Annotated in this window: 18 protein-coding genes; 8 read left to right on the top strand and 10 right to left on the bottom strand. The window is 34.8% G+C overall.

Annotation, left to right across the window (positions count from 1 at the left end; all coding sequences use genetic code 11):
• Window positions 1-27: 27 nt before the first annotated feature.
• On the top strand, window positions 28-1,305 hold the full coding sequence (gene argH, locus Q0871_RS10610) for an argininosuccinate lyase (RefSeq protein WP_299322254.1): 1,278 nt from the start codon (window positions 28-30) through the stop codon (window positions 1,303-1,305).
• On the opposite strand, the gene Q0871_RS10605 is transcribed toward argH, so the two are convergent.
• Complete coding sequence (locus Q0871_RS10605; RefSeq protein WP_299322249.1) at window positions 1,302-2,180, bottom strand: YihY/virulence factor BrkB family protein; 879 nt, start codon at window positions 2,178-2,180, stop codon at window positions 1,302-1,304. The two genes, argH and Q0871_RS10605, sit on opposite strands and share 4 nt — an antisense overlap.
• A gap of 69 nt (window positions 2,181-2,249) precedes the next feature.
• On the opposite strand from Q0871_RS10605, the gene Q0871_RS10600 reads away from it, so the two are divergent.
• The 6 genes from Q0871_RS10600 to Q0871_RS10575 all read left to right on the top strand — a co-directional run bounded on the left by Q0871_RS10600 (window position 2,250) and on the right by Q0871_RS10575 (window position 15,789).
• Entirely contained in the window at window positions 2,250-4,043 is a 1,794-nt protein-coding gene (locus tag Q0871_RS10600) for a tetratricopeptide repeat protein (protein WP_299322245.1), read from the top strand.
• A gap of 280 nt (window positions 4,044-4,323) precedes the next feature.
• Entirely contained in the window at window positions 4,324-12,264 is a 7,941-nt protein-coding gene (locus tag Q0871_RS10595) for a BspA family leucine-rich repeat surface protein (RefSeq protein WP_299322242.1), read from the top strand.
• Window positions 12,265-12,268: 4 nt separating this feature from the next.
• On the top strand, window positions 12,269-13,201 hold the full coding sequence (locus Q0871_RS10590; RefSeq protein WP_299322239.1) for a PorP/SprF family type IX secretion system membrane protein: 933 nt from the start codon (window positions 12,269-12,271) through the stop codon (window positions 13,199-13,201).
• Between the two features lie 109 nt (window positions 13,202-13,310).
• Window positions 13,311-15,128 (top strand): WG repeat-containing protein, encoded by a 1,818-nt coding sequence (locus Q0871_RS10585; RefSeq protein WP_299322235.1) that lies wholly within the window; start codon window positions 13,311-13,313, stop codon window positions 15,126-15,128.
• Between the two features lie 18 nt (window positions 15,129-15,146).
• Window positions 15,147-15,458, top strand: a complete 312-nt coding sequence (locus Q0871_RS10580; RefSeq protein WP_299322233.1) for a hypothetical protein — start codon at window positions 15,147-15,149, stop codon at window positions 15,456-15,458.
• Window positions 15,439-15,789 (top strand): hypothetical protein, encoded by a 351-nt coding sequence (locus Q0871_RS10575; RefSeq protein ID WP_299322229.1) that lies wholly within the window; start codon window positions 15,439-15,441, stop codon window positions 15,787-15,789. Before Q0871_RS10580 ends, Q0871_RS10575 begins: the two co-directional genes overlap by 20 nt.
• 87 nt (window positions 15,790-15,876) lie before the next feature.
• On the opposite strand, the gene Q0871_RS10570 is transcribed toward Q0871_RS10575, so the two are convergent.
• The 5 genes from Q0871_RS10570 to Q0871_RS10550 form a co-directional block, all read right to left on the bottom strand.
• Window positions 15,877-16,938, bottom strand: coding sequence for a putative zinc-binding metallopeptidase (locus Q0871_RS10570; protein ID WP_299322224.1), 1,062 nt, complete (start codon window positions 16,936-16,938; stop codon window positions 15,877-15,879).
• A 35-nt stretch (window positions 16,939-16,973) separates the two neighbouring features.
• Entirely contained in the window at window positions 16,974-17,816 is an 843-nt protein-coding gene (locus Q0871_RS10565) for a S4 domain-containing protein (RefSeq protein ID WP_299322221.1), read from the bottom strand.
• Between the two features lie 75 nt (window positions 17,817-17,891).
• Window positions 17,892-18,797, bottom strand: a complete 906-nt coding sequence (locus Q0871_RS10560) for a geranylgeranylglycerol-phosphate geranylgeranyltransferase (RefSeq protein WP_299322216.1) — start codon at window positions 18,795-18,797, stop codon at window positions 17,892-17,894.
• A gap of 13 nt (window positions 18,798-18,810) precedes the next feature.
• A complete protein-coding gene (locus Q0871_RS10555) occupies window positions 18,811-19,749 on the bottom strand; it encodes a mevalonate kinase (protein WP_299322213.1) in 939 nt (312 codons plus the stop codon).
• A gap of 145 nt (window positions 19,750-19,894) precedes the next feature.
• The gene (locus Q0871_RS10550) at window positions 19,895-20,977 is read right to left on the bottom strand and encodes a diphosphomevalonate decarboxylase (protein ID WP_299322209.1); all 1,083 of its coding nucleotides are present in this window, start codon (window positions 20,975-20,977) and stop codon (window positions 19,895-19,897) included.
• Between the two features lie 81 nt (window positions 20,978-21,058).
• On the opposite strand from Q0871_RS10550, the gene Q0871_RS10545 reads away from it, so the two are divergent.
• Window positions 21,059-21,532 carry a TspO/MBR family protein gene (locus Q0871_RS10545; protein WP_299322207.1) on the top strand — a complete coding sequence of 158 codons (474 nt, stop codon included), beginning with the start codon at window positions 21,059-21,061 and terminating at the stop codon, window positions 21,530-21,532.
• 1 nt (window position 21,533) lies between these two features.
• Here the strand turns inward: Q0871_RS10545 and Q0871_RS10540 are convergent, their stop codons facing one another.
• From Q0871_RS10540 to Q0871_RS10525, 4 genes are read right to left on the bottom strand one after another with little or no spacing between them, the layout of a single operon-like run.
• On the bottom strand, window positions 21,534-22,073 hold the full coding sequence (locus Q0871_RS10540; RefSeq protein WP_299322204.1) for a DUF1697 domain-containing protein: 540 nt from the start codon (window positions 22,071-22,073) through the stop codon (window positions 21,534-21,536).
• A gap of 1 nt (window position 22,074) precedes the next feature.
• Window positions 22,075-23,355 (bottom strand): NAD(P)/FAD-dependent oxidoreductase, encoded by a 1,281-nt coding sequence (locus tag Q0871_RS10535; RefSeq protein ID WP_299322200.1) that lies wholly within the window; start codon window positions 23,353-23,355, stop codon window positions 22,075-22,077.
• Complete coding sequence (locus Q0871_RS10530; protein WP_299322196.1) at window positions 23,355-24,101, bottom strand: glycerophosphodiester phosphodiesterase family protein; 747 nt, start codon at window positions 24,099-24,101, stop codon at window positions 23,355-23,357. Before Q0871_RS10530 ends, Q0871_RS10535 begins: the two co-directional genes overlap by 1 nt.
• Before the next feature lie 3 nt (window positions 24,102-24,104).
• Window positions 24,105-25,880: an alpha-amylase family protein gene (locus tag Q0871_RS10525; RefSeq protein ID WP_299322193.1), complete on the bottom strand. Its 1,776-nt coding sequence runs from the start codon at window positions 25,878-25,880 to the stop codon at window positions 24,105-24,107.
• Window positions 25,881-25,905: the final 25 nt, after the last annotated feature.

The raw sequence follows: 25,905 nt of genomic DNA, 5'->3' as shown, positions 1-25,905 counted from the left end.
TTGATATTTGAACTTGACACTTGAATTATGAAACTCTGGGATAAAGGATTTAGCACTGATAAAAAGATTGATCATTTCACCGTAGGTAATGACAGAGAACTAGATTTACTATTGGCTAAGTACGATATTATTGCATCTAGAGCTCATGCCAAAATGTTAGGCGAAATCGGATTGATTACACCTAAAGAAACTCAAGACCTCGTAAGAGAGTTGAATACTATCGCTGCACGAATAGAAAAAGGAACTTTTACTATCGAAAATTCTTTTGAAGACATGCATTCTAAAATAGAATACATGCTTACCCTTAGTTTAGGCGATACTGGCAAAAAAATACATACCGCACGCTCTAGAAACGATCAAGTTTTAGTGGCTATGCACCTTTATTTAAAAGATGAGTTAACAGAAATTAAATCAATGACAAAGTCGCTCTTTAATCTTCTTTTGGTTAAAGCGCAAGAACATAAAGATGTTATGTTACCTGGGTATACACATTTACAAATTGCCATGCCTTCTTCATTCGGACTTTGGTTTTCTGCTTATGCAGAAAGTTTAATTGACGACCTTTATTTTATTGAAGCCGCCTACAAAGTTGCCGACCAAAACCCGTTAGGCAGTGCTGCAGGTTACGGAAGTTCATTTGCTATCAATCGTAGATTTACTACTAAAGAAATGGGCTTTAGCACACTAAAATACAATGTAGTTGCCGCTCAAATGAGTAGAGGAAAAGTGGAAAAAGCTACTGCATTTGGCATCGCAAATATTGCTGCAACGCTTTCTAAAATGGCTATGGATATTTGCTTGTACATGAGCCAGAACTTCAACTTCATTTCCTTCCCAGATGAGTTGACTACGGGTTCTAGCATTATGCCACATAAGAAGAATCCTGATGTTTTTGAATTGGTACGTGGTAAGTGCAATAAGTTACAGTCTATTCCAAATCAACTTACTTTAATCATAAATAATTTACCAAGCGGTTATCATAGAGATCTACAATTAGTGAAGGAAATTATTATACCGGCAATTCAAGACATGAAAGCATGTTTAGAAATACTGACATTCAGTTTAAAAGAAATTAAAGTCAATAATGACATCTTAGAAGACCCGAAGTATGATTACCTATTTAGTGTTGACACTTTAAATGAGCTGGTGCAAAACGGCATGCCTTTTAGAGATGCGTACAAGAAAATGGGACAAGAAATTAACGAAGGCACTTTTACCCCTAAAAGAGATATTCACCACACACACGAGGGTAGTTTAGGTAATCTATGCTTAAAGGAAATTAATGATAAAATGAAGGAGATTTAATTCTCCTTCAAATAGCTATCTGAATAAATTTTGGTGAACTGGGCTCCGAAAGTGACAATTAAACTAGAGTACGAGACCCATAGCATTACTAAAATTATGCTTCCTGCTGCACCATAGGTTGAACCTGGCTCTGCTTTACCAAAATAGAAAGCAAGAGCATATTTACCTATTAAAAATAGTAACGCAGTTAATGCAGCCCCTACTTTAACTGCTTTCCACCGAACATGGGTGCTGGGCAGGTACTTAAACATTGCTCCAAATAAGAGGTATATAAAACCTAGAGATAATATTATATCTAACCCAAAACCTAACTCTAACATTCCTTCTGGCAAAAGCTTAGAAAGCTGTGATGAAAATGCAGACAATAATGATGTGAGTACAAAACTGACCAATAATAGAAAGCCTATAATTATTATAAACCCGAAGCCCTTTAATCTCATAAATAAAGTAGACAACACCTCGTTCGAGTATTTTGGTTTTACCTCCCAAATGTCATTCAAAGAATTTTGTAACTGGTAAAAAACTCCGGTTGCACCATATATCAGTACTCCAACCCCCAAAAGAGTTGCTACTAACGATGTTTGTTGACTACCGCGGTCTGCAATCATTTCTTGAATTGATTGTGCCGTATCGGGCCCCATAGCCGACGAAATTTCAGCAAACAACTCACCACGTACGATTTCTTTACCCCAAATTCCCCCAACTAACTCCAATATCAAAATCAATAAACCTGGCAAAGAGAGAATTGCATAATATGCTATAACCGCACTTATTTGAAATGGTTCTTTCTCCATCCATGATGTATAGGTCTCTGCTAGTAGTTTAGGAATATGACTTAATCGAAATTTTGAATTTAAAGATTCTTCTTTCAACATATTTAGATAACATATATCGATAAATATATTTGAATCCTTTAATATTTGTTAGCTCTTTCACATAATATAATGCTTCGAAGAATAATTCAAAATGACAAACAATTGTTTCAATTTCAATTAAAACAATTTAATGAGAACCCTTATTTCTTTTTGGAAATTTTTATTTTTAAATTACCAAAGGCAAATTACTTATATAGTCAGGTAAACATGAAATACTCCCCCTTATTTATTTTCTTTTTTTCTACTTTCTTTTATTTAAATGCTCAAAATGATAGTGATGAAAAAATGTCTAATGCAAATGAAAAAGCCATCTACTATTTAGAAAAACTACAAGAACATTATGGTAATGGGGAATATGAATTACATAAAACATATACCGACTCTTTACAAAGTATCTCTAAAGAGTATGGTTTATCAAAAATGTACATTATTTCTTTAACTAACCAAGCCATCTATTATAATAACAAAGGGCAACAACAAAAATCAATACCGTTATTTCATACCGCTTTAGAAAAGTGCAAAGAAATACCAGATGACAAAAAAACAAAAACTGTTGTTTTAGTGAATTTAGGCAATACCTATTATGATATTAAACTTTATACTAAGGCGATAGACGCTATGGAAAAGGTATTGATAGTAGCCAATTTTGAAGAGAACTCTGGTAAAATAAAGGCTGCAGCACTAATAGGACTTTCGAATAGTTATTCTGACCTAGGGGAACTGGACAAAGCCCTAGACTATCTATACCAGGCAAAAAAATTAGGCGAAGAAATAAATAACAATGTAGTTATTTTAAGCTCGGTAAATGATATTTGCGACATCTTGTATCAACAAAAAAAATACGCAGAAGCAATTACTATTGGCAACAGCGCATTAAAATATACGAAAGCAGAGGAACCAACCAAACATCGAGCATGGCTGTTCTATAACTTAGGGAAATCATATTTTAAATTAAACGAGGCCTCTTTAGCTTTGACCAATTTAGAAGAGGCTTTAGCCATTGGAAAGAAAAGTGAAAATTTAGAAGTTGAAATGTATTGTCACGAATACTTAGCTCAGGTCTATGAAAGTGAAGGAAATATTGAAAGATCTCATGAAGAACAAAAGGCGTTTATCAAAACGCAGGCTATTTTCTTGAACAACACCACTCAAGCTACCCAATTAGAATTAAAAAAAGAAATCGATGATAAAGATTCAGAAATAACCGAAAATAATAAAACCATATCATCATTACTTAAAAATAAAAAGATGCTGATTTTTTCAGGAAGCTTCGCCCTATTAATCCTTTCAGGATTTTTATTCTTTTATGTAATTCAAAAAAAGAAAGAAAAGAAAAACATATTAAAGATTCAGGCTCAATATAGTCTCTTAAAAGAAGAAATACAAAAGTACAATAAAGTTGGTATCACAAAAGATATACAACCTGAGAACATATCACTATCCAAAAATGATAGATTAAAAGGTATAGATGAACTTGTTGAAAAAGTAGCCGCTCCATATAAAAATTCTTCATTATCCATCGAAGACAGAAAACTTTATAAAAATTCTATTCTAGAACTTATGAAGCATGAAAAGCCTTATTTAAATGCTTCTTTAAATCATTCTGAACTGGCTAATAATTTAAGGATTAGTAGTCATCATTTATCTGAAGTATTGCATTACGAATTTGAACAGAACTTCTATAATTTTATAAATTCTTACCGTATAATTGAAGCACAAGATCAATTAAAAGACCCAAAGAACATACATTCTAAAATGATTGCCATAGCTTTTGATTCTGGATTTAAAAGTAAGACTTCTTTTAACAGAGCGTTTAAAAACTACACTGGTCTTACTCCGTCAGAATATAAGAATTCACTTTAAAAAAGTAATATTCACTTTATTTTTAGCTAAATGATGTACCATTCAACCGAGTGGTACCATTTGAACAATTTAGCAAATAGAACCTCGTTCTCACTTTCCAAACTAAATACTTTTAACCTTGTTATCCCTGTTGTTTGTACTATATACAGTGTAACATAAATTTAACAAGGCATTAAAAACTGAATCGTTCACCTATGAAAATAGTACGTTGACAACATGATTTAAAGAATTTATCATATATGCCAAAACAGTTCGTTACTACTTAATATCACAACCAAACATGATTAAAACCTTACTTACCACGCTCTCCTTATTTTTTACGCTCTGTCTTTTAGGACAAGATTTTACATCTATTTGGAACACCAATAATATAGAATCTGGTTCTTCTGCCAATAATCAGGTAACTATCCCAACCAATCCCGCATATACTAACTATAATTACACGATAGACTGGGGAGATACAAGTACCGATACTGGTGTTACCGGAAATATTACTCATGACTACGGTGCTCCTGGAACGTATACTATCAAAATTAGCGGTACTTTTCCTTCTATCTATTTCAACGATGAACAAGCTAATGACAAACTTAAAATCATTGAAATTTTAAGTTGGGGTACTATTCAATGGCAAACTATGGAAAATGCTTTCTATGGTTGTGAAAATTTGAATTTTGATGCTATTGATTCGCCTGACCTTTCACAAGTAACCACTCTTAAACAGATGTTTAGAGGTTGTTCTTCTTTTAATGGAATTGTAAATGATTGGGATGTAAGCACTATAACGGATATTTCTGGAATGTTCTATTCAAATAGTAGCTTTAATAGACCTCTTGACCTATGGGTAACTAGTTCTATTACCGATATGTCTCAAACATTTTATTCTGCCTCAAGATACAATGAACCTTTAGATAATTGGAATACAGGAGCAGTAACAAACATGATGGGAATGTTTGATAATGCAGGAGATTTTAATCAAAACATTAACAATTGGAATGTAAGTCAAGTTACAAATATGTCATTTACTTTTTCGGATACTAATGACTTCAATATGCCACTTAATAATTGGGATGTATCTAAAGTAACAGACATGAGTTATATGTTCGATGATTCTGGTTTTAATCAACCTATTGGAAATTGGGATGTAAGTAAAGTAACCAACATGTCTCACATGTTTTCTAATGCTGTATTTAATCAACCTATCGGAGACTGGATAGTTTCTTTGGTAGAAGATATGTCATTTATGTTTCAAAGACACTGGACATTTAATCAACCACTAAATAATTGGGACACCAGTAAGGTTACGAATATGGAAAGTATGTTCGATGGCTATTATTGGGATAATGTTTATAACTACCCCTTAGATAACTGGGACGTTAGTGCGGTTACCAATATGAAAAACATGTTCAGAGATAATTCTTCTTTTAATCAACCCATTGGAAATTGGTTAGTTACCAATGTCACAAATATGGAAGGCATGTTCTCTTTAACAGACGCTTTTAATCAAAATATAAGTGGTTGGAATATTAGTAATGTTACAAATATAGGTAGTATGTTTCAACAAGCTTCTGTTTTCAATCAACCTTTAAATAGTTGGAATGTTGCAAATGTCACCAATGTTACTGGTATTTTTTATAGAGCTACAGCATTTAATCAACCTCTTAACTCTTGGAACTTACTTAGTGCAACAAACTTCACTAACATGTTTAACCTTGCGACCTCTTTTAATGAAGATATCACAGGTTGGGATACCTCAATAGTTACAAATATGAGTGGAATGTTTTCAGCTGCTACTTCTTTTAATCAAAACATAGGAGTTTGGAACATATCCTCGGTAACCAACATGAGTAATATATTCTCAAACAGCGGTATTTCTCAAGAAAATTATGACAACATTCTAATCGCTTGGTCAGGACAAACGGTAAACTCTGGTATTAATTTAGGCGCAACCAATTTACAATACTGTGATGCTTTAACACAAAGACAAAGTTTAATAGATGATGATGGTTGGAATATTACAGGAGACGCTGTTAACTGTTCTTATGTTTTATGTACAGAAATCACTATGCCTCATTCAAGTGATACAGCGACACCTGCTAATAGTGATATTCGTTGGAATCCAGCCCCAAACGCAACAGGCTATAGAGTTACGATTGAAGTTGAAAGAGGCGGAGTAAGAAGTTATGTAACTATAAATGGTAGTACTGCAAACAACTATGATGTAGGTAATGTAGTTGGTGTTAGTTTCACCAATGAATTTATGGCAAATGACATGGTTTTTGTAACTGTAGTCCCTTACAATGGTGAAGGTCCCGCTACAGGATGCCAAGAAATTAATTTTACCGTAGTTGAGAGTTGGGTAAATAGTTTAGATGCCTTTAAACTTACCTATGATACTACTTTACAAGAAGGAACGACTACAACACCCATAAATCAACTTATAATCCAAACTCAATCTGGCTTCACTTATGATTATAATATTGATTGGGGAGACGGGCAATATGATAACAATGTGACAGGTGCTATTACACATACGTACTTAAATCCTGGTATTTACACTGTAAGTATAATAGGAACCTTCCCTAGCCCTAGGCATAATCAATCTAGTGGTGATGCATACAAACTCTTATCTATTGACCAATGGGGAACACAAGCTTGGGAAAGTATGAATAATGCTTTTGCGGGTTGCGAAAACATGGAATATAATGCCACAGACGTACCTAATTTAACCAATGTAACAGATATGACAAGTATGTTCATTGTATGTGACAAATTCAATGGTAATATCAACAATTGGGATGTCAGCAATGTAACGGGTATGTATGGTGTTTTTGGTTCTGCCGATATATTTAACCAACCTTTAAATAATTGGGATGTTAGCAATGTTACTAACATGAATTTTATGTTTGCCAGTACAGACGAATTCAATCAAGATATTAGTTCTTGGAATGTTGGCAATGTTATTGATATGGCTCGAATGTTTCAACAAGCAGAATCCTTTAACCAACCACTTAATAGTTGGAACGTAAGTAATGTAATAGATATGTCTCAACTATTTTATAGTGCAGAAGTATTTGACCAACCACTTAATTTATGGAATGTAGAAAAGGTGGAAGAAATGGATCAAATGTTTTATTCCGCAGAAGTTTTTAATCAGGATATTGACAGCTGGGATGTTTCATCGGTGACAACTATGAGTCAAATGTTCTATTCTGCGATTGCATTTAACGAACCATTAAACAGTTGGGATGTTTCATCGGTGACAACTATGGCTTCTATGTTCTATAATGCTGAAGCCTTTAATCAGCCTTTAGATTCTTGGAATGTTAATAGTGTTTCAACTATGTCTTCAATGTTCAGTAGTACGGATAGTTTTAATCAAAATATTGATAGTTGGAATGTTACCAATGTAACCAACATGACCAGTATGTTTAGTTATGCATTAAGTTTTGACCAACCTCTTAATAGTTGGGATGTAAATTCTGTAGTAAACATGTCTAGCATGTTTCGTGGTGCAGCGGTATTCAATCAGCCTTTAGGTAATTGGAACGTAAGTGCAGTAGCTACCATGAATAATATGTTTGAGGATGCTCTACTTTTTAATCAGCCAATTAATACTTGGAATGTTAGTTCAGTAACACTAATGGAATCTATGTTTGAAGATGCGGCTGTTTTTAACCAACCTTTGAACAATTGGAATACTGCCGTTGTTACCAATTTTGAAGCTATGTTTAAAAATGCATTGGCTTTTAATGAACCTCTTACTTCTTGGAATACAGGAGAAGCTTTAAACATGGAGGAAATGTTCAGTGGAGCAACTGCTTTTAACCAAAATATAGATGCTTGGAATGTCTCTTTTGTTACCACTATGGAAGCCATGTTCAATGGAGCAACGGCATACAATCAAGCTATGAATTCTTGGAATGTAGCCTCTGTAGCTACTATGGAAGATATGTTCAAAGGCGCTACAGCCTTCAATGAGAACATTAGTGACTGGAACGTTAGAGGAGTAACCACTATGGAAGAAATGTTCAGTGATGCAACTGCCTTTAACCAAGTCCTAAATAACTGGCGTATTTCTGGAGTAAACAATATGGATTATATGTTTAGAAATGCATCGGCATACAACCAACCTATGGATTTATGGAATCCAGGTAATGTAACTATGCGTTCTATGTTCGATAATGCCACTTCTTTAAACCAAAGTTTAGCCGAATGGGATGTTAGTAATGTTACTAATATGAGTGACATGCTAGATCATACTGCTTTGATCAGAGAAAATTATGATAACACATTGATCGCTTGGTCAGAACAGACCTTGACCAGCGGAATCACCCTAGGTGCTGAAGGACTACCTTATTGTGATGCACAAGAAGAAAGACAGTCGATGATAGATACGTATGGATGGACGTTTAGCCAAGATGTACGCGATTGTCCTATACCAGAGTGTACGCAATTAGCTTCCCCTTTAGATGGAGATACTGACGTACCTGTGAACACTAATATAACTTGGGATGCTGCTTTATTTGCACAAGGCTACCGCCTAACCGTAGGTACTTCTGCCGGTGGTAATGATATTGTAGATAATGAAACAATCACCAATGAAACATCTTTTGAATTTACTTCTGATTTTAATACTGGCGATACGGTTTATGTAACTATTATACCTTTTAATGATGAAGGCGATGCCGTTGGTCCTTGTACCGAAGAAAACTTTACGATTTCTAATGACCCGGCAACTATTCCAGATTGCACAAATCTTACAGAACCATTAAATAATGCCAATGATGTTTTGGTTACTTCAGATTTAAGCTGGAACCCAATTTCAAATGCCGATGGCTATAAACTTATCGTAGGTACTTCTTCTGGAGCTAGCGACATATTAAATTCTGAAGATGTAGGTAATATAAACACCTATGAATTTACTTCTGATTTACCTGAAGATAGTGACATTTTCGTGACTATAATTCCTTATAATGATGAAGGCGATGCTGTTTCATGTACCGAAGAAAGTTTCCATACAGAATTAATTCCTGTACCACCAGTTTGTACAAACTTAACCAGCCCTATAAATGGTGCTACTGATGTTGCTATTGACACCCATTTAAGCTGGACACCGATAGCTAACGCAAATGGTTATTTAGTACTAGTTGGTACCACCTCTGGCGGTATAGAGATAGTAAACAATGTGGATGTTGTTGGCGCTAACACCTATGATATCCCTGTAGATTTACAGGAAGGCAGATTACATTACGTAACCATTATACCTTATAATGATGAAGGTGATGCTACGGGTTGTACTGAAGAAACATTCACTACTGGTGATTCTACAAGTCCACCGTCATGTACTACGCTAACAGCACCTATTAATGGTGCAACTGCGGTTGACCCTAGCACAAATTTAACTTGGGCAGAATTATCATCTGCAACCGGTTATAATTTGACCGTAGGAACAACAAGTGGAGGTTCAGATATTTTTACAGGTGATGTGTTAAATGTAACTACATACGACCTTGCGACCGATTTACCAGAAAGTTCACCTATTTATATAACTGTCACTCCGTATAACGATAATGGAGATGCTATTGGTTGTATGGAAGAAACTTTTACAACAGATGGCGCACCTTTATGTACTTCTCTAATAACACCCGCAAACAATGCTACAGACATTGCCGTAGATACGAGTATAGAATGGAATGCCAGTAGTAATACCGACGGTTATAAATTAACCGTAACAGCAAGTAGTAGCACAGCAAATAATTTGACCGATTTTGATGTTACTACAGGCACAACTTACGATTTTGCAAATGACTTTGAAAGAGGAGAAACGGTTACCGTTACCATAGTACCATATAATAGTATAGGTAATGCCGTAGGACCATGTACTTCTGAAAGTTTTACTATTATACCCCCACCGGTACCTGTTTGTACGACTTTGATCAGTCCTACAGACAATGCTACAAATATAGCTGTAGATTCGGATCTGGAATGGAATGCAAGCACAGGTGCCGATGGTTACAAATTAACAATAGTGGCTAGCACTAGTACAATTAACAATGTAACCGACCTTGATATTACTACAGGAACTACTTACAGTTTTTCAAATGATTTTACACAAGGAGAAACCGTTTCGGTAACGCTTGTACCCTATAATGATCAAGGGGACGCCATTGGATGTACCGCAGAAAGTTTTACTATAAAACCAGTACCAGGCTGTACTAGCTTGATTGATCCTAGTAATGGAGCAGTTGATGTAGCCGTAGATACAAATATTTCATGGACAGCCGTAAGTGATGCAACAGGGTATAAGCTAACTGTTTCTGCAAGTAGTAGCACTGTAAATAATACTACTGACGAGCTAATTACCTCGGGCAACAGCTATAATTTTTCGAATGATTTTGAGCAAGGGGAAACCGTTACAGTAACTATTACACCATACAATGAAGTTGGTGATGCCATTGGTTGTACTTCAGAAAGTTTTACGATAAAACCAGTGCCTGTATGCACTATTCTAACAGCACCAGCTAATGAAGATATTAATATTCCTGTGGATACGAATATCACTTGGAATACAATTACCGATGCTACCGGATACAAAGTGACCGTGAGCGCAACTACAAGCACCGCTAATAATGGAACTTTTGACGTGACTACAGGTAATAGCTACAACTTTTCAAACGATTTTGAACAAGGAGAAAACGTAACTGTTACGATTGTACCTTATAACGAAGTAGGCGATGCGATCGGTTGCACTGCAGAAAGCTTTACTATCAAACCTATTCCATTGTGTACCAACTTAAGCCTGCCGGAAAATGGTGATATAGATGTACCAGTAGATACAGGTATTACTTGGAATGAAATAAGTGATGCCAATGGATATCATGTTACCATTAGTGCAAGTAGCAGTACAGCCAACAATGGAATTTTTGATGTAACCACTGGAAACAGTTATGATTTCCCGAACGATTTTGAACAAAGTGAAACGGTTACCGTTACCATTGTTCCTTATAACGAGGTGGGCAATGCTATCGGTTGTACCTCAGAAAGTTTTACGATCAAATCAGTTCCTTTATGTACTAATTTAATAGCACCTGCCGACGGTGATATCGTGGCAGAAGTAGATGAAATTAGTTGGAACGCCGTTACAGATGCAAATGGTTATAAATTGACTATTAGTGCAACCAATACTACTTCTAACAATGTGACCGACCTTGAAGTTACCGGTACCTCTTACATTTTTCCGAACGACTTTAACCAAGGGGAAATGGTTACTATTACCATTACACCTTATAATGAAGTTGGAGATGCCATTGGTTGTACTTCAGAAAGTTTTACCATTAGACCCATTCCACCATGTACTGATTTGGTTGCTTCATTAAATGATGCAAGAGAGGTTTCTGTTATGGCGGATATCTCATGGAATTCAAGTTTTGATGCCGATGGATACCGAATTTCGGTTGGAACTTCTCTTAATGGAACCGATATCGTAAATAATGAGGATGTGGCTTCATTAACAAGTTATACGTTTGCAGAGAACCTTCCGTCTGAAACTTTGATCTATGTGACCATTACACCTTACAACACTTCTGGTGATGCTGTTGGCTGTACTTCTAATAGTTTTGAAACCGAAGTTATTATTCCTGAGTGTACCGTTCTATCAAGTCCTTTTAATGGCGAAACTGAAGTAGATTTAGAGGCCAGTATCATTTGGCAAGAAGTAGAAAAAACAGATGGTTATCGATTATCTATTGGCACATCTGCTGGCGGAACCGATATTGTAAACAATGAAGATATGGGAAGTAATACAAGTTACTCACCTGTTCAAGAATATCCTTTTGGCACTGAAATCTTTGTAACCATTACACCTTACAATAGTAAAGGTGATGCGATACAGTGCGAGCAACAGTCGTTTACCACTTTAGTACCAGAAGATGAAACTAAATACGGCTTCTCACCAGACGGAGACGGAATAAACGAATATTGGCATATTGATAATATTGAATACTATCCTGAAAATGTTGTAAGCATTTACAATAGATGGGGAGATATGGTATTCGAGATTAAAAATTACGACAATAATTCAGCAGTATTCACAGGTGAAGCAAACCTAAAAACTAAAATGGGTGCTGGTCAGCTACCAGATGGAACCTACTTCTTCAATATTCAAATTGAAGGGGAAACTATTCTTCAAAAAACTAAAGGATACGTAATAATCAAGCGCTAGTACCATGAAATTAAATATAAAAATTGGCACGCTGGCACTAGGTGTTATGCTGTCTCTTGCAATGAACAATACTTTATTTGGCCAACAAACGCCAACATTTACAGAGTATAATTATAATCCTTTTATCATAAATTCCGCTTACGCCGGCTTAACGCAAAACACAGAATTTTCGTTAAGTAACACTGGTTTTTCTAAACCAGTGGAAGGTAGCCCTACAAGTTTTTCATTAAGTGGTCATGGATCGCTTAATCGTAATAAAATTGGATTAGGAGCAGGTATTATTAGAGATGAAATAGGAGTAACTACTTCTACCAGTTTTTTTGCAGCTTACTCATATAAAATATTTTTTGATTTTAAAAGCAACAGACCTTACTGGCAACTATATGATGCTGGCGTATTATCGTTTGGGATTACTGCAGGGCTGCAACAATACCAAAACAACTTAACTCAATTAGGTATTATTGGCGACCCCAATTTTTCACAAGACATTAGCGCCTCTATACCCACTATTGGCTTAGGGTTTTTATTTAACCACGCTTCTTTTTATGTTGGGTTTTCAACGCCTAATGTTTTAGGAGATGCTTTAGCATCAGACGATAATCTAAATTTAAACAGCCCGTACTATGGTTATTTTGGATACCGTTTTTTCAATAATATTTTTGAGGATTTAATGATAAAACCGAATGTACTTTTAAAATATGAAAATGGCGCTCCACTACAAGCAGATATTAATGTTGCTGTAAGTTTCAGAAATAAATTTGAAATAGGTACTGGTTATAGAACAAATAATTCTTATAATTTTTTAGCAGGAATTTATTTATTTGACAATGTCAGAGCTATTTACAACTATAATTTGGCTACCAATGGCTCTACACTTGGTAACACCCATGGTATTATAATAAGCTATCAATTTGGTAACGGTTATTCCATAGATTAAATAAACATTAACTTAAAAGCAAATAAGAATAATCTACTTCTAAGGCTTTTTAAATTTACCCATATCATTCTATTGCTATAATTGGCTTACTATTAAATAAGAGAATTTTATGATGAAAAGAATTTTACTTCTAATTATCGGTGTCACGGCTAATTTTTATTGCGTAAAGGCTCAAGAGATGGATCCACAAATGGAGGCCTTCATTGCTCGCATGGACAGTGGTAGTTTGAATGAAATCGAACAAGAGTTAGATAAAGGTATTGAAGGGCTTAAAGCCTTTGCCGGCTTTTTCGAAAGCCCAAGTGAAGATCAAATTAAAAATTACACTCCAGAAGAAGAACGATTTGAGAAACCTTTTAAAATAGATACTGCATCAGTTCAAAAAGCGTTTCATCAATTCAATAATATTGGTTTTAAACAAATTTTTCGTGAAGACAAATCACTTTTAGAATTTGAAAAAATTGGCGATGATTATTGGAGTACTGTTTGGATGGAAGAAGGTATGGAAGAACAATTCAATCCTAAAGCAATTTTCTATAAAGATGGAACCCGTACAACAGAAGGTATTCAGAATAACGAAATTAGCTTCTTTTTTGAAAGACCTTGGGGGAAAATTGCAGTTATAGATAGTGTTCAAATAGATTACAACATTCGATATACCGCTGCTTATGATTCTTTAGATGTAGACGACAAAAGAAAAAAAATAAACTATAAAGACGCCAATATAACGGTAAAGAAACTTGAAAAAAATCATGTATACTTAACCGTAAGCGACGAATACAAAGAACGACTAAGTATTCGCGCGCTTAATACCGATGGTAAGTTCTTAAACCAAAACAGCAGTTCTTTCTCTCCTACTTCAGATGATAAATCTGAAGAGGGTTTTGACGAAATGTTAGCCCTTTTAGAAGATGTGCAAACAAAATTAAAAAGCGATAAATTCAAGGACACCGAATCACTTAAAAATTATCTCTTAAAAAAGGTAGGCAAAACAAAAACGGTCAAAGACAAAGATGGCGTTTACCATCTAAAATATTATTTTGAAGGTAATATCGAGAGTCTTCGATTATTTATACAGACCGAAGAAAAACAAAAGACGGTTACCTTTACCGCTAAAAACAATAGTCATTTTGGTGATATCATTTTGATACAAAACAGAACCAACAACATCTTTTTAGATGCTGATACCAAAGAACTTTTTAGAACCCCATTTACCCCTATTCAAAGCCTTGGTTCTCGTTACTTTCAGAATGATACGTTGTATTATCATTTGAATCTTAAAACCAACACACTTGACGAACTTAAAGTAGAGTATGTATGGGAAGCTGACAATGGCCTTGCCTTTATCCAAAAATCATACGAAGACCCTTTGTTGATGTATAGTGTGGAGTATGAATTGCTTTCAGATATGCATTTTATAAAAATATATATTATTGACGATGAATACGTTCTAGGTATAGGAGAAGAAAATGAAAACTATATCATAAACTCAAAAGGAGTTATTAAAAAATTAGAGGGCATTACCAATATACGAGCCCCTTTCGATAACAGAATGGCTGCAAAATCTAATAACAAGTATGGCTTTTTAACTACTTCCGGAGAAATTGTCATCCCCTTTATTTACAAAGAAATAGAAGATTTTAAAAATGGTTTTGCCATTGTAGAGAATGACGAAAATTTATTCGGTATAATTGATGTGAACGGTGTAATCGTAATTCCCTTAATCTATGACCGCATATTATCACATGAAAATGGTTTTACATGGGTTTCTATACATAATACTTACCAACTTCTAAATAAAGATGGTAAAGTGCTACTTACAGAAAAAGGGAGTTCGTATTCCATTAGCAGTTCAGGTGCTGACATTACCTTACAATTTGGAGATAAAAGATATGATGCTTATGGAAATCTTATCGCCGAAGATTAAACAATAGTATAAACAGCCATGGAAATAGCTACATTAATCAAGAAACTTCTTTTAATCGGTGTTGTAGTCGTAGCACTATTGATATTCTTATTCTGGTGGGGTTTCTATAGAACGCAGGCTACCGATATTTCTCAACAAATACCGTATGCCAGTATTATAGGTAAAGAGGTCGTTGCGAAGTACGAAAGTTACATTGCACTTAATTACGAGCCTTTTGTAAATGAAAATCCCTATGTTTTACAAATGCACGATTCATTTTACAGTGAAGCAGGCAATCCATATAAATTACCCATTGGTACGATATTCAAAATTGAATACAATTTACACTGATTACAAGTCTGATCCCTCTAAATATTCTATTCATCAAGATTATCGAATAGCATTATCTCGAAACTTTATTACTTTAGTAGTCACTACTTTTATTGGTAACAATGAAATGGAATCGCGTCTGATCAATTATGATTTAGATGGAAACCTAATCGCAAACCTAAAAATATCATATGATAAAATAGGGAAAGATAAGAGTAAAAGAACATCATCTCTTAAAGGAAATATCATTACAATAATAGATAGTACTTACCACGATTCCGTCAGCAAGATTAGCTCAACCTACCAAATTATGCAAGACGGAAAAATAATCAAGACTACAGATGAATATTAGTAGTATCTGAACCTAATAAATAAAGGTATACCCATTAGTAATGCGCATAATATTGATTTTAAATAAACGATTAACTTTTCGTATCGGTTAAATACCTTTTACTAAATTACGAATGAACGCCAACTTTTTCTTTACTGGCTCAGAGATAATAAAAGGATAAAGGTCATCTTCACCCATTGACCTGTTCATACTATTTAACGTAAACAATAATGGGATACCGGTATCCATTATTTTTTCAAAACTAGTCTCCTTATAAGGATCAAAACTAGCATTCATTTTTATATTTTGCTTTGCGGTAATCTTAGGATTTGATTTTAATCCGAAATTATAGGCGGTCTCCAAAATATCTGTCAAATGTAAATAATGTGACCAAGTTTCCGCCCAATCCTCCCAAGGATGAGAAGAGGCATACTTACTTATAAAATTTTGCTGCCAATTTGCCTGCGGACCATTGTTATAGTGATTGGTCAATGCATCTGCATAGGATTTGGATTCATCACCAAAAATGTTTCTAAAATCCGCTAAAACTTCAGGATTATCACGAATAAGCAAGTCCCAAAAATAATGTCCTACCTCATGTCTAAAATGACCTAGTAAAGTTCTATAACGTTCAGCCATTTGCTGTTTAACCTGCTCACGAACAACCGGATCTGCTTCTGATATTAAAAGGGTAATGACACCATTGGCGTGCCCAGTTTTAGTGTCTTTTGATTCTTCAGGCAAATCTTCTTTAGCCAAAAAATCAAAACAAAAACCCTTTAGTTCATCCTCTATTTTACTAACCACTGGCAATGAAAAACGCAATAATTGATAAACCAGCCTGTGCTTAGCTATTTCAATATGCTTCCACTTGGCTAAATTAGCATCGTCTAATATATGAGGAATGGTTCTATTTAAGGAACAGGCCAGACAAAATTTTCGTCCTCTTGAAGTATCTACCAGCCAATTACAAACCTTGTGCTTGAAATTTTCACAATACTCATAGGTTTTGCCATCCAATTCAGGGATTTCCCATTTAGACACATTCGTATCTAAGGCGACTATCTTATTATAATAAGAAGAATAGCCTAAAAGATAGCCACAATTTACACATACGTTATTTTCGAAAACAACTGTATTCTTACAGTTCGTGCACTGAAATAATTTCATATCCTATAGCCTTTTAAATAGACAAGGACATTGTATTACTTGATCATCTTAAGATTTATAACCTCTTGATCGGTCAAATACCTCCAGTGTCCTCTTGGTAAATCTTTTTTGGTAAGACCTCCATAAACAACCCTATCCATTCTTTGAATCTTATACCCTAAATTTTCAAAAATGCGTTCTACGATTTTATTTCTAGAACTGTAAATCTCAATACCGACTTCTCTTTTTGGAGCATCAGCAATAAAACTTACATCTTGAACACGAACTGCCTTTTCGTCAACAACTACACCTTCTTGAATCTTCTTTAAATCGGCACTTCTTAATTCTTGGTCTAAAACCAAATGATAAATTTTACGCATGCCGTTTACAGGGCTTTTCAATACCTTGGTCATACTACCATCATTGGTGAACAAAAGTAAACCCGTATGTTCTTTTTCCAATTTATCTACAGGAAGTAATTTTGACTTAGATGCACTTGATATTAACCCAGAAACGTGTCTTTTCCCTTTTTCATCGCGTACAGTTGTAACAAAGTCTTTAGGTTTGTTCAGCAATACATACTCTCTCTTTACAGGATTTAATAATTGACCATCGAATTTTACCTCATCGCTCAACTTAACCTTATATCCCATTTCTGTAATTGGCTTTCCATTTACAGTTACATTACCGGCAGCAATGTATATATCTGCATCTCTTCGAGAACATACCCCAGAGTTGGCTACATATTTATTTAGTCTAATAGAATTTGGATCTTGTGGCTTAGCTGGCGTCACATTTTTTTTAATGGGAGCATTACCGCGAGCATAGCTCTTCTTTTTAAAATTACCACCTTGCCTACCTGAAGCATTTTTTCCTCTACTAGAATCATCCCTACTCATAACTGTACCAATTTTGCACAAAGGTAGCAAATTGCGTTGCCGTTCAAATAGTTATATGAAACATATTACGAACAACTATAGTATTCTGTTTAAAACAAGGTCAACATCTATGAGTAGAATACCAAAGACTCCCATTACTATAATTAGTTTTAGAATATTATGCAGCCAAACATAGTCTTTACGGGCTTTTGCCTTGAATAAAAGAAATACAAAGAGGACTAGCAATACCACACAAAGCATAAAATAAAAGTTCATATACCCCACATCGAACTTAAAAATCAGCAGTAATGATGGCACAAGGGTCAATAAAATCAATAAACTGATAAGAACTTTAGAAGTTCGTACTCCGTAAATTATCGGAATAGTTCTATAATTCTGAGCTAAATCTCCTGAAATATTTTCTAAATCCTTGATCATTTCTCGTGCTAGTATTAATAAAAAAAGAAATACTGCATGCATAAAAATCACTGGCTGAATATTCTTATAGTAAATGAATACGACAAAGAATGGTGTAATTGCCAAAGTGGCTGAAATAAAATTACCCAAAAATGGAATTTTCTTCAACTTATGCGAATAGATCCAAATGCCAAAAATGTATGATGAGAAAAAGAAAACCGCTTTAAACGATACATAACTGGCTGCAATTACCGCAAAAAAATTGAGTACAAAATAGGTCGTCAGCTTAAATCGCTGGCTTACCAAGCGATCCAACATACTTTTTCGTGGCTTATTAATGAGGTCTTTTTCTGCGTCATAGAAATTATTGATAATATAACCAGCAGCAATAACCATAGCAGAAGCTATTACAATGACGAAAAGATTAACGTCAAAAACGACTTTACGAACAGGAAGCTCTGGTGCTAAAATATAAATAGACGCTAAATATTGGGCTAGTGCTATAACTAGAATGTTATACCCCCTAACCACTGAAAACAGACTCAGTACTTTTAAAAGTAAGAGTTTATTTCTTCTATTAAGCATGTATGGAAATTACCTAAAAATTATAGACTACTTCTAGTTTATAGTCCTTTAACGCAGTTTTAGCTTTTTCAAAATCTTCGGTAAAACCTAAAATATAACCACCACCTCCTGAGCCACAAAGCTTTAAGTAGTAATCGTTAGTATCTATTCCGTTTTTCCATAAGGCATGAAATTTTGCAGGAATCATAGGTTTAAAATTATCCAAAACAACATGAGACAATTGCTTTAAATTACCGAACAATGACTGAATATTGCCGTTTACAAAATCTTCTACACAAGCATCTGTATGCTTTATGAATTGATTTTTTAGCATTTTACGAAAACCATCATTCTTCATTTGCTCCATGAAAATCTGAACCATTGGTGCAGTTTCTCCAATAATACCGCTGTCTAATAAGAATACGGCTCCTTTACCTTCTACATTTTGTGAAGGTATGCTAGTAGACTCAATATTGTCCTTAGAGTTTATAAGAATCGGAAGACTTAAGTAACTATTCAATGGATCAAGCCCAGATGATTTACCGTGGAAAAACGACTCCATTTTACCGAATATCGTTTTAAGCTTCAATAATTTCTCCCTAGTCAAGTTCTCAAGAACCGTTATTTTTTCTTGCGCGTATTTATCATAAATAGCTGCAACTAAAGCACCACTGCTACCTACACCATACCCTTGCGGTATAGAACTATCAAAATACATACCTTCAGCAACATCTGCTTTTAGAAGGTCTAAGTCGAAAGAAACCAAACTTGGTTCTTCAACAGTTAACTCTTCTAAATAAAGAGCAAATGCAGCTAAACTTTCGTTAGATTTTGTTGCCTCTTTTGAAACACTGGCATCAGACTTCAAAGCTCCCTTATAAAAATTATAAGGTATTGATAATCCTTTGGAATCTTTAATGATACCGTACTCTCCGAAGAGAAGAATTTTTGAATAAAAAAGAGGTCCTTTCATTTTAAAAACTAAGCTAATATTGAAACTTATATAAATATAGTCAAAGATTCACATAAAGTTGAACGTTTTACCTTAAAAGGTTAAACAGAATAGATGAATCATTCTTTTACAAACGTTTTTTATAAAAAAATAGTACATTAATTACCTACAACTTCTTAGCACCCAGACCAATTCGATCACAAATATACTGCCCATTTTGACAAAAAGGCACTAACTTCTCTTTTATAAACGGAAAAACGATATCCTTTTCATTTTCCGGATATAATACATGCACGTTCGCACCTGCATCTAAGGTAAAGCAAACATGGGTATTAGATTCTTGCCTAAATTTCCAAATCGCATTAATTATAGAAAGGGTATTGGGCTTCATTAATATGAAATACGGATTACTCGTCATCATCATCGCATGTAATGTAAGTGCCTCACTTTCTACAATACTTATGAAAGTATCTAAATTACCATCTGCTAAAACCGATTTCAACTTCTCTAAATTGGTATGTGCCTGATCAAACCGCTGATTTGCAAACGGGTGACCGTGCATTAACTCATGACCTACAGTACTACTTACTTGTTTCTCTCCTTTATCAACCAACAAAATGGTATCATGAAAATTATTAAATACCTCATGTACTGCATACGGATATTTTATGCCGAATAAGTTTGAGCTTCCTTCGATTGAAGCTGTTTCGCCCCATTGTACCAAAGGTCCTTCAATACTGCGACATGCACTACCAGAACCTAAACGAGATAAGAACGAAGCTTTTCTATTAAAATAATCACCAGGAATAGATACTGAGAATGACCTTTCCATCTCCATAAAACATAATGCCAATGCTGACATACCGCTCGCAGATGATGCTATACCACTACTATGCGGAAAAGAATTTGATGTATTTATAACAAAGTGGTACTCTTTTAAAAACGGTAGATAGACTTCTATTCTTTTTAAAAATGTATTTATTTTCGGCTTAAATTCTTCTTTTGCTTGGCCTTCAAACAATAGGTCGAACGAAAACTCATCACTTTTTTGGTCCTTCTTTTTATACTGCACACTGGTTTTAGTAGCGCATGCAGCCAATGTAAAACTGATAGATGGGTTGGCGGGAATCTGATTCTCTCTCTTTCCCCAATACTTTACCAAAGCAATATTACTGGGTGAAGAATACGATACTGTGCCTTCTTCTTTCAATGTGGTATATGATGCTGGAATAAATTCTTTTTCTGACATTGAATATTCAATTTGTGCAAATATAGTTTTTAGGACTATCAATTAAAATAAATCCTTATTTTAGAGCTAAACACCAACCAATTGAAAAGAAAGCTTACATACATTTTTATTGGTATTGTCATATGCTCGGTTATTGGATTTCTTAGTAGCGTGGTTACACAAAGCTCTGTAAACGGATGGTACATGACTTTAAACAAGCCAAGTTTTAACCCGCCAAACTGGATTTTCGCTCCGGTATGGAGTGCTCTTTATATTATGATGGGTATATCTGCCGGTTGGGTCTGGGCAAAAGGCTTTCATCATAAATATGTAAAAACGGGATTATATCACTTTGGTTTTCAACTACTTTTAAATGGATTGTGGAGTATTGTATTCTTCGGACTAAAACAACCGTTTTATGGGCTACTAGTAATTATGGCACTTTTAGTAGTTTTATCTATTACTATTAAATGGTTCAATGTAGTTAGTAAATTTGCCGCCATATTGTTAATCCCCTACTTACTTTGGGTTTGTTTCGCTACAGCTTTGAATTACAAAATTTGGGAATTAAATTAATCTAATTACTCAACTCTAATAATTTGTGCATGGTTCTATAATTTCTAGTAGTTGCCAAAACTTTCAGTTTTCGCTCTATCAAATTATTATTCAACTTAGCTTTACCATACCCAGCTTTACACTTTAGATATATACAGTTATCAGAAATTGAAAACTCTTCGTTCTCGTAAGATTCTCCTTTAAACTTAGTAAGCTCTTGAACTTTCGGAACATCATTTAGCAGCACAAAATAGACTTTTTTTCCTATAATTTCATCTTCCGATTCGAACGGATTTTCATTAAGAATATCACGTAATTGAGATGTTGTTTTCACTATAACAGGCACTTCAAAACCAAAATTTTTTAAAATAGCTTTAGAAATTAATACTTCTAACTCTGATGTATTCTCAAGTTCACTTTTAAAAACCACATTACCACTTTGAATGTATGTTTTTACATCTCGCAGTTTTAAACTATCACATAATTCTCTAAGTTCAGCCATCGGTATTTTATGTTTTCCGCTGACATTAATCCCTCTTAAAAATGCAATATAGGTTTTCATTTTAGAATTGATTTGAATTCAAATCTTCGACTACACCTTTAGCTGCGATATAACCACCCGTCCAGGCATTTTGAAAATTGAATCCGCCAGTAATAGCATCTACATTTATGATTTCACCAGCAAAATACAGACTTGGCAGAATTTTACTTTCGTAGGTTTTAAAGTTGACTTCCTTTAAATCCAAACCACCAGCCGTCACAAACTCCTCTTTAAAAGTACTTTTACCATTAACTTGAAAAATACCTGCAGTCAGTTGTTCTGCTAATGAAGTTAATTGCTGTTTTGATACTTCTGGCCAAGTCGTAGTATCGGCTATATCAGATGCTTTAACCAAGTTTACCCATAAACGCCTCGGTATATCTAGCACTTTGGTTCTTAAAACAGTTTTCTTTTCTACCTGCTTTACCTTCAAAAACAATTCTAAGAGTCCGTTTTGATGATATTCTGGTACCCAATTCACTTGAATTTTGAATTGATAATTATAGTGCTCTAAAATTCTCGCTCCCCAAGCAGATAGCTTTAAAATTGCCGGTCCGCTCATTCCCCAGTGGGTAACCAATAACGGCCCGTCTGAGCTTAAACCAGATGTATCTAATTTTGCTTTTCCAGTCTTTTTACCAAAATTCTTTTTAGGTATTACGTTTACCTCGGCATGTGTAGCGACACCGGGTATATCTGCTATACGTTCATCTTTTATATTAAAAGTGAACAATGACGGTACAGGTGGTACAACTGTATGCCCTAATGCTTCAATATACTTCCACATTTTAGGGTTGCTTCCCGTTGCCAAAATGAGCTTTTTGCAGTACATAAAACTCTCGCCTACGGCAACCTTCCAAATCTTAGCTCCTTCTTTCTCAGCTTGCTCTATTCCGGTGACTGAGCAAAGTGTTTTTACTTGAACCCCTAATCTATCTGCCTCTGAAATAAAACAGTCTATAATGGTCTGTGATGAATTACTGACCGGAAACATTCTGCCATCTTCTTCAATCTTTAAAGCCACACCACGTTCTTCGAAAAAACCAACGGTATCACCACTGGCATAGGTATGAAAAGGACCTAATAGTTCTTTTTCTCCTCTAGGATAGTTCTTGCTTAAATCTGCCGGATTAAATTCTGCATGCGTAACATTACAGCGACCACCACCAGAAATTTTCACCTTGGTGAGTACAACTTTACCACGTTCTAAAATAGCTATTTTAGTATTTGGTCTTTTTTCTGCGATATGTATTGCCGCATAAAAGCCTGCAGCACCACCACCAATTACTAAAACGTCGTACATTATTTTACCCGTTCTGGAAAGTTTGTAATGATACCGTCTACCCCAATACGTTTCATTGCATCAATATCTGCAGGTTCATTTACCGTCCATGTATAAATTTTAAATCCGGCATCTCGAATTTCATTTGCCTTTTCTAAATCTAGATTTTTAAAATATGGATTAATTGCTACGGCATTCAATTCTTTAGCCACAGGTATAGCATCTACTGGGTTTTCTTCAGTCAAGACTGCAATAGCTACGTTTGGATTATGCTTACGCATTTCCTTAAGCTCGTCCCAATTAAAACTTGAAATTATAAAATTTTCTGCAGACCAATTTCTTTGTTCTATATAGTAATTCATGATATGGTTAACCTTATCTGCAGTACCTGCACCTTTAAGCTCTATGTTTAAAGCAACCTTGTTGTCAATAAGCTTTAAAACATCTTGTAGCATTGGTATCTCATGCCCGCCTTCAACAATTACCTTTTTTAAGTCAACAAAATAATAATCTTCAATATTACCAGGCGCATTTGTTAATCGATCAAGCTTATCGTCATGAAAAACGACAATCTCTCCACTTTTAATTTTAAAGACATCAATCTCTATCATATCAACACCCATATCCATCGCTTTTTGAATAGACGGCAAGGTATTTTCAGTTTCGTGACCCATAGCACCTCTATGACCAATTACTAACGGTTCTTCTTTCATATTACAAGATGCTAAAGTGATACAAATAAAAACTAAGGCAATTCTTTTGAGCATATCTTAAGATTTTAATTCAAAAATAAAGGATTCTAAAGGATTTAGGCTAATTGCAACATGACCTTCTCCATTTTCTATTCGTAATGAACTGGTGTAACCATAAAGTGCATCATGTAAAGAATAACTACCTTCTTTTAATTGCCATGTATTCATTAAATCAACAGGTAATTTTAAATCGAAAGAAAAGTGGTCATTGACATCAAAATTTGAAACAACTATTAGTTTTTGATTTTCTGACCAGCGAACATATGATAACACCCGGTGATTATAATTTTCAGTAATTTCTTTATTATAAAAATGAATTTCACGGTACGCACCCATTAAAGCTTCACTGCTAATAGTAAAATTCAATAATCGCTTGTAAAAATCTCTTAACGAGGCTTCTTCAGGCGTTGATTGACCACCATCGAACTTTTTATTATTTACCCATCTTTGATGGTGGGGAACACCTATATAATCGAATATAGATGTTCTTGACGGACTACCAAAACCTGCATGCTCAGCAGCTGGCTCACCAACTTCTTGTCCGAAATAAATCATGGTCGGCGATGTACTTATCGTTGCAGAAACTACCATTGCCGGTCTGCCTATTTCAGCATTACCTACAAATTCTGGACTAGCAATACGCTGCTCGTCATGATTCTCTAAAAAGTGAAGCATGTTATGCTCAATATCTTGCAAGCCATTTTGTACCACCGGCAAATGATCAGACCAACCATAGCCTTTCATTATATGTTTTAAGCCATCATAAAAATCGACCTTATCATATAAATAATCCATCTTTCCTTTATGGATATATGTTCTATATAAATCTGGATTATATACCTCTGCCATTATAAAAGCATCGGGGTTTTTCATTTTGATAGATGAATTCATAAAGCTCCAAAACTCTACCGGAACCATTTCTGCCATATCATATCGAAAGCCATCAACGCCCATTGCCAACCAATACAGGGCTACATCTCTAAACTTGCGCCAAGAACTAGGTACTACTCTCTTTTTCCAATAATTAAAATGCTCTTCGTGATCTTTCTCGCCGAAATCATTTGGTAGCATATCAAAATCTAACCTACCATCTGGTCTAACGCCGTAATTTACACGAACGGTCTCATACCAATCGTTCATATCTGGTTGTGGACTACGAGAACCATTACCGGTCCATTTCGCCGGAATTTCCTCTAACTTTGCATATGCTAAATTAGGAGTGTTCCCACCTAAAGGCACATAACCATCTCGCCATTGTGGAGTTTTAAATTCCGTTCCCGGGATGTAATAAAAATTATTATCCTTTTGATATTCAACAGATGTGTCATCGCCAAATCCGAAATCAGAAACACCTTTAGGGCTCGTCTTTCCCTCATACTTTCTGGCAACATGATTCGGTACAATATCAATAATCACCTTCATGCCCGCTTTATGTGTACGGTCAATTAGAGATTTGAACTCTTTTAACCTTTTTGATGGATCTTTAGCCAAATCGGGGTTAACATTGTAATAATCTTTAACTGCATATGGTGAACCTGCTCTACCTTTTACAACGTCTGGGTCATCATTTGAAATACCGATTTCAGTATAATCATTGATTACAGCATGATGAGGTATACCTGTATACCAGATATGGGTAACACCCAATTCCTTAATTTCCGTTAGTGCTTTTTTATTAAAATCTGCAAATTTGCCTACCCCATTTTCCTCGATTGTTCCCCAAGGTTTGTTATTGGTATTTGTGTTTCCAAAAAGTCTGGTAAATACATGATAAATTACAATCTTTCTATTCATGGAGCAATTCAATTTTAAACTTTAA

The sequence above is a fragment of the uncultured Maribacter sp. genome, from assembly GCF_947500985.1.
Taxonomy (GTDB): domain Bacteria; phylum Bacteroidota; class Bacteroidia; order Flavobacteriales; family Flavobacteriaceae; genus Maribacter.
Note: the sequence above shows the minus strand (reverse complement) of the source record. Positions and strands in the feature narration are given on the sequence as shown.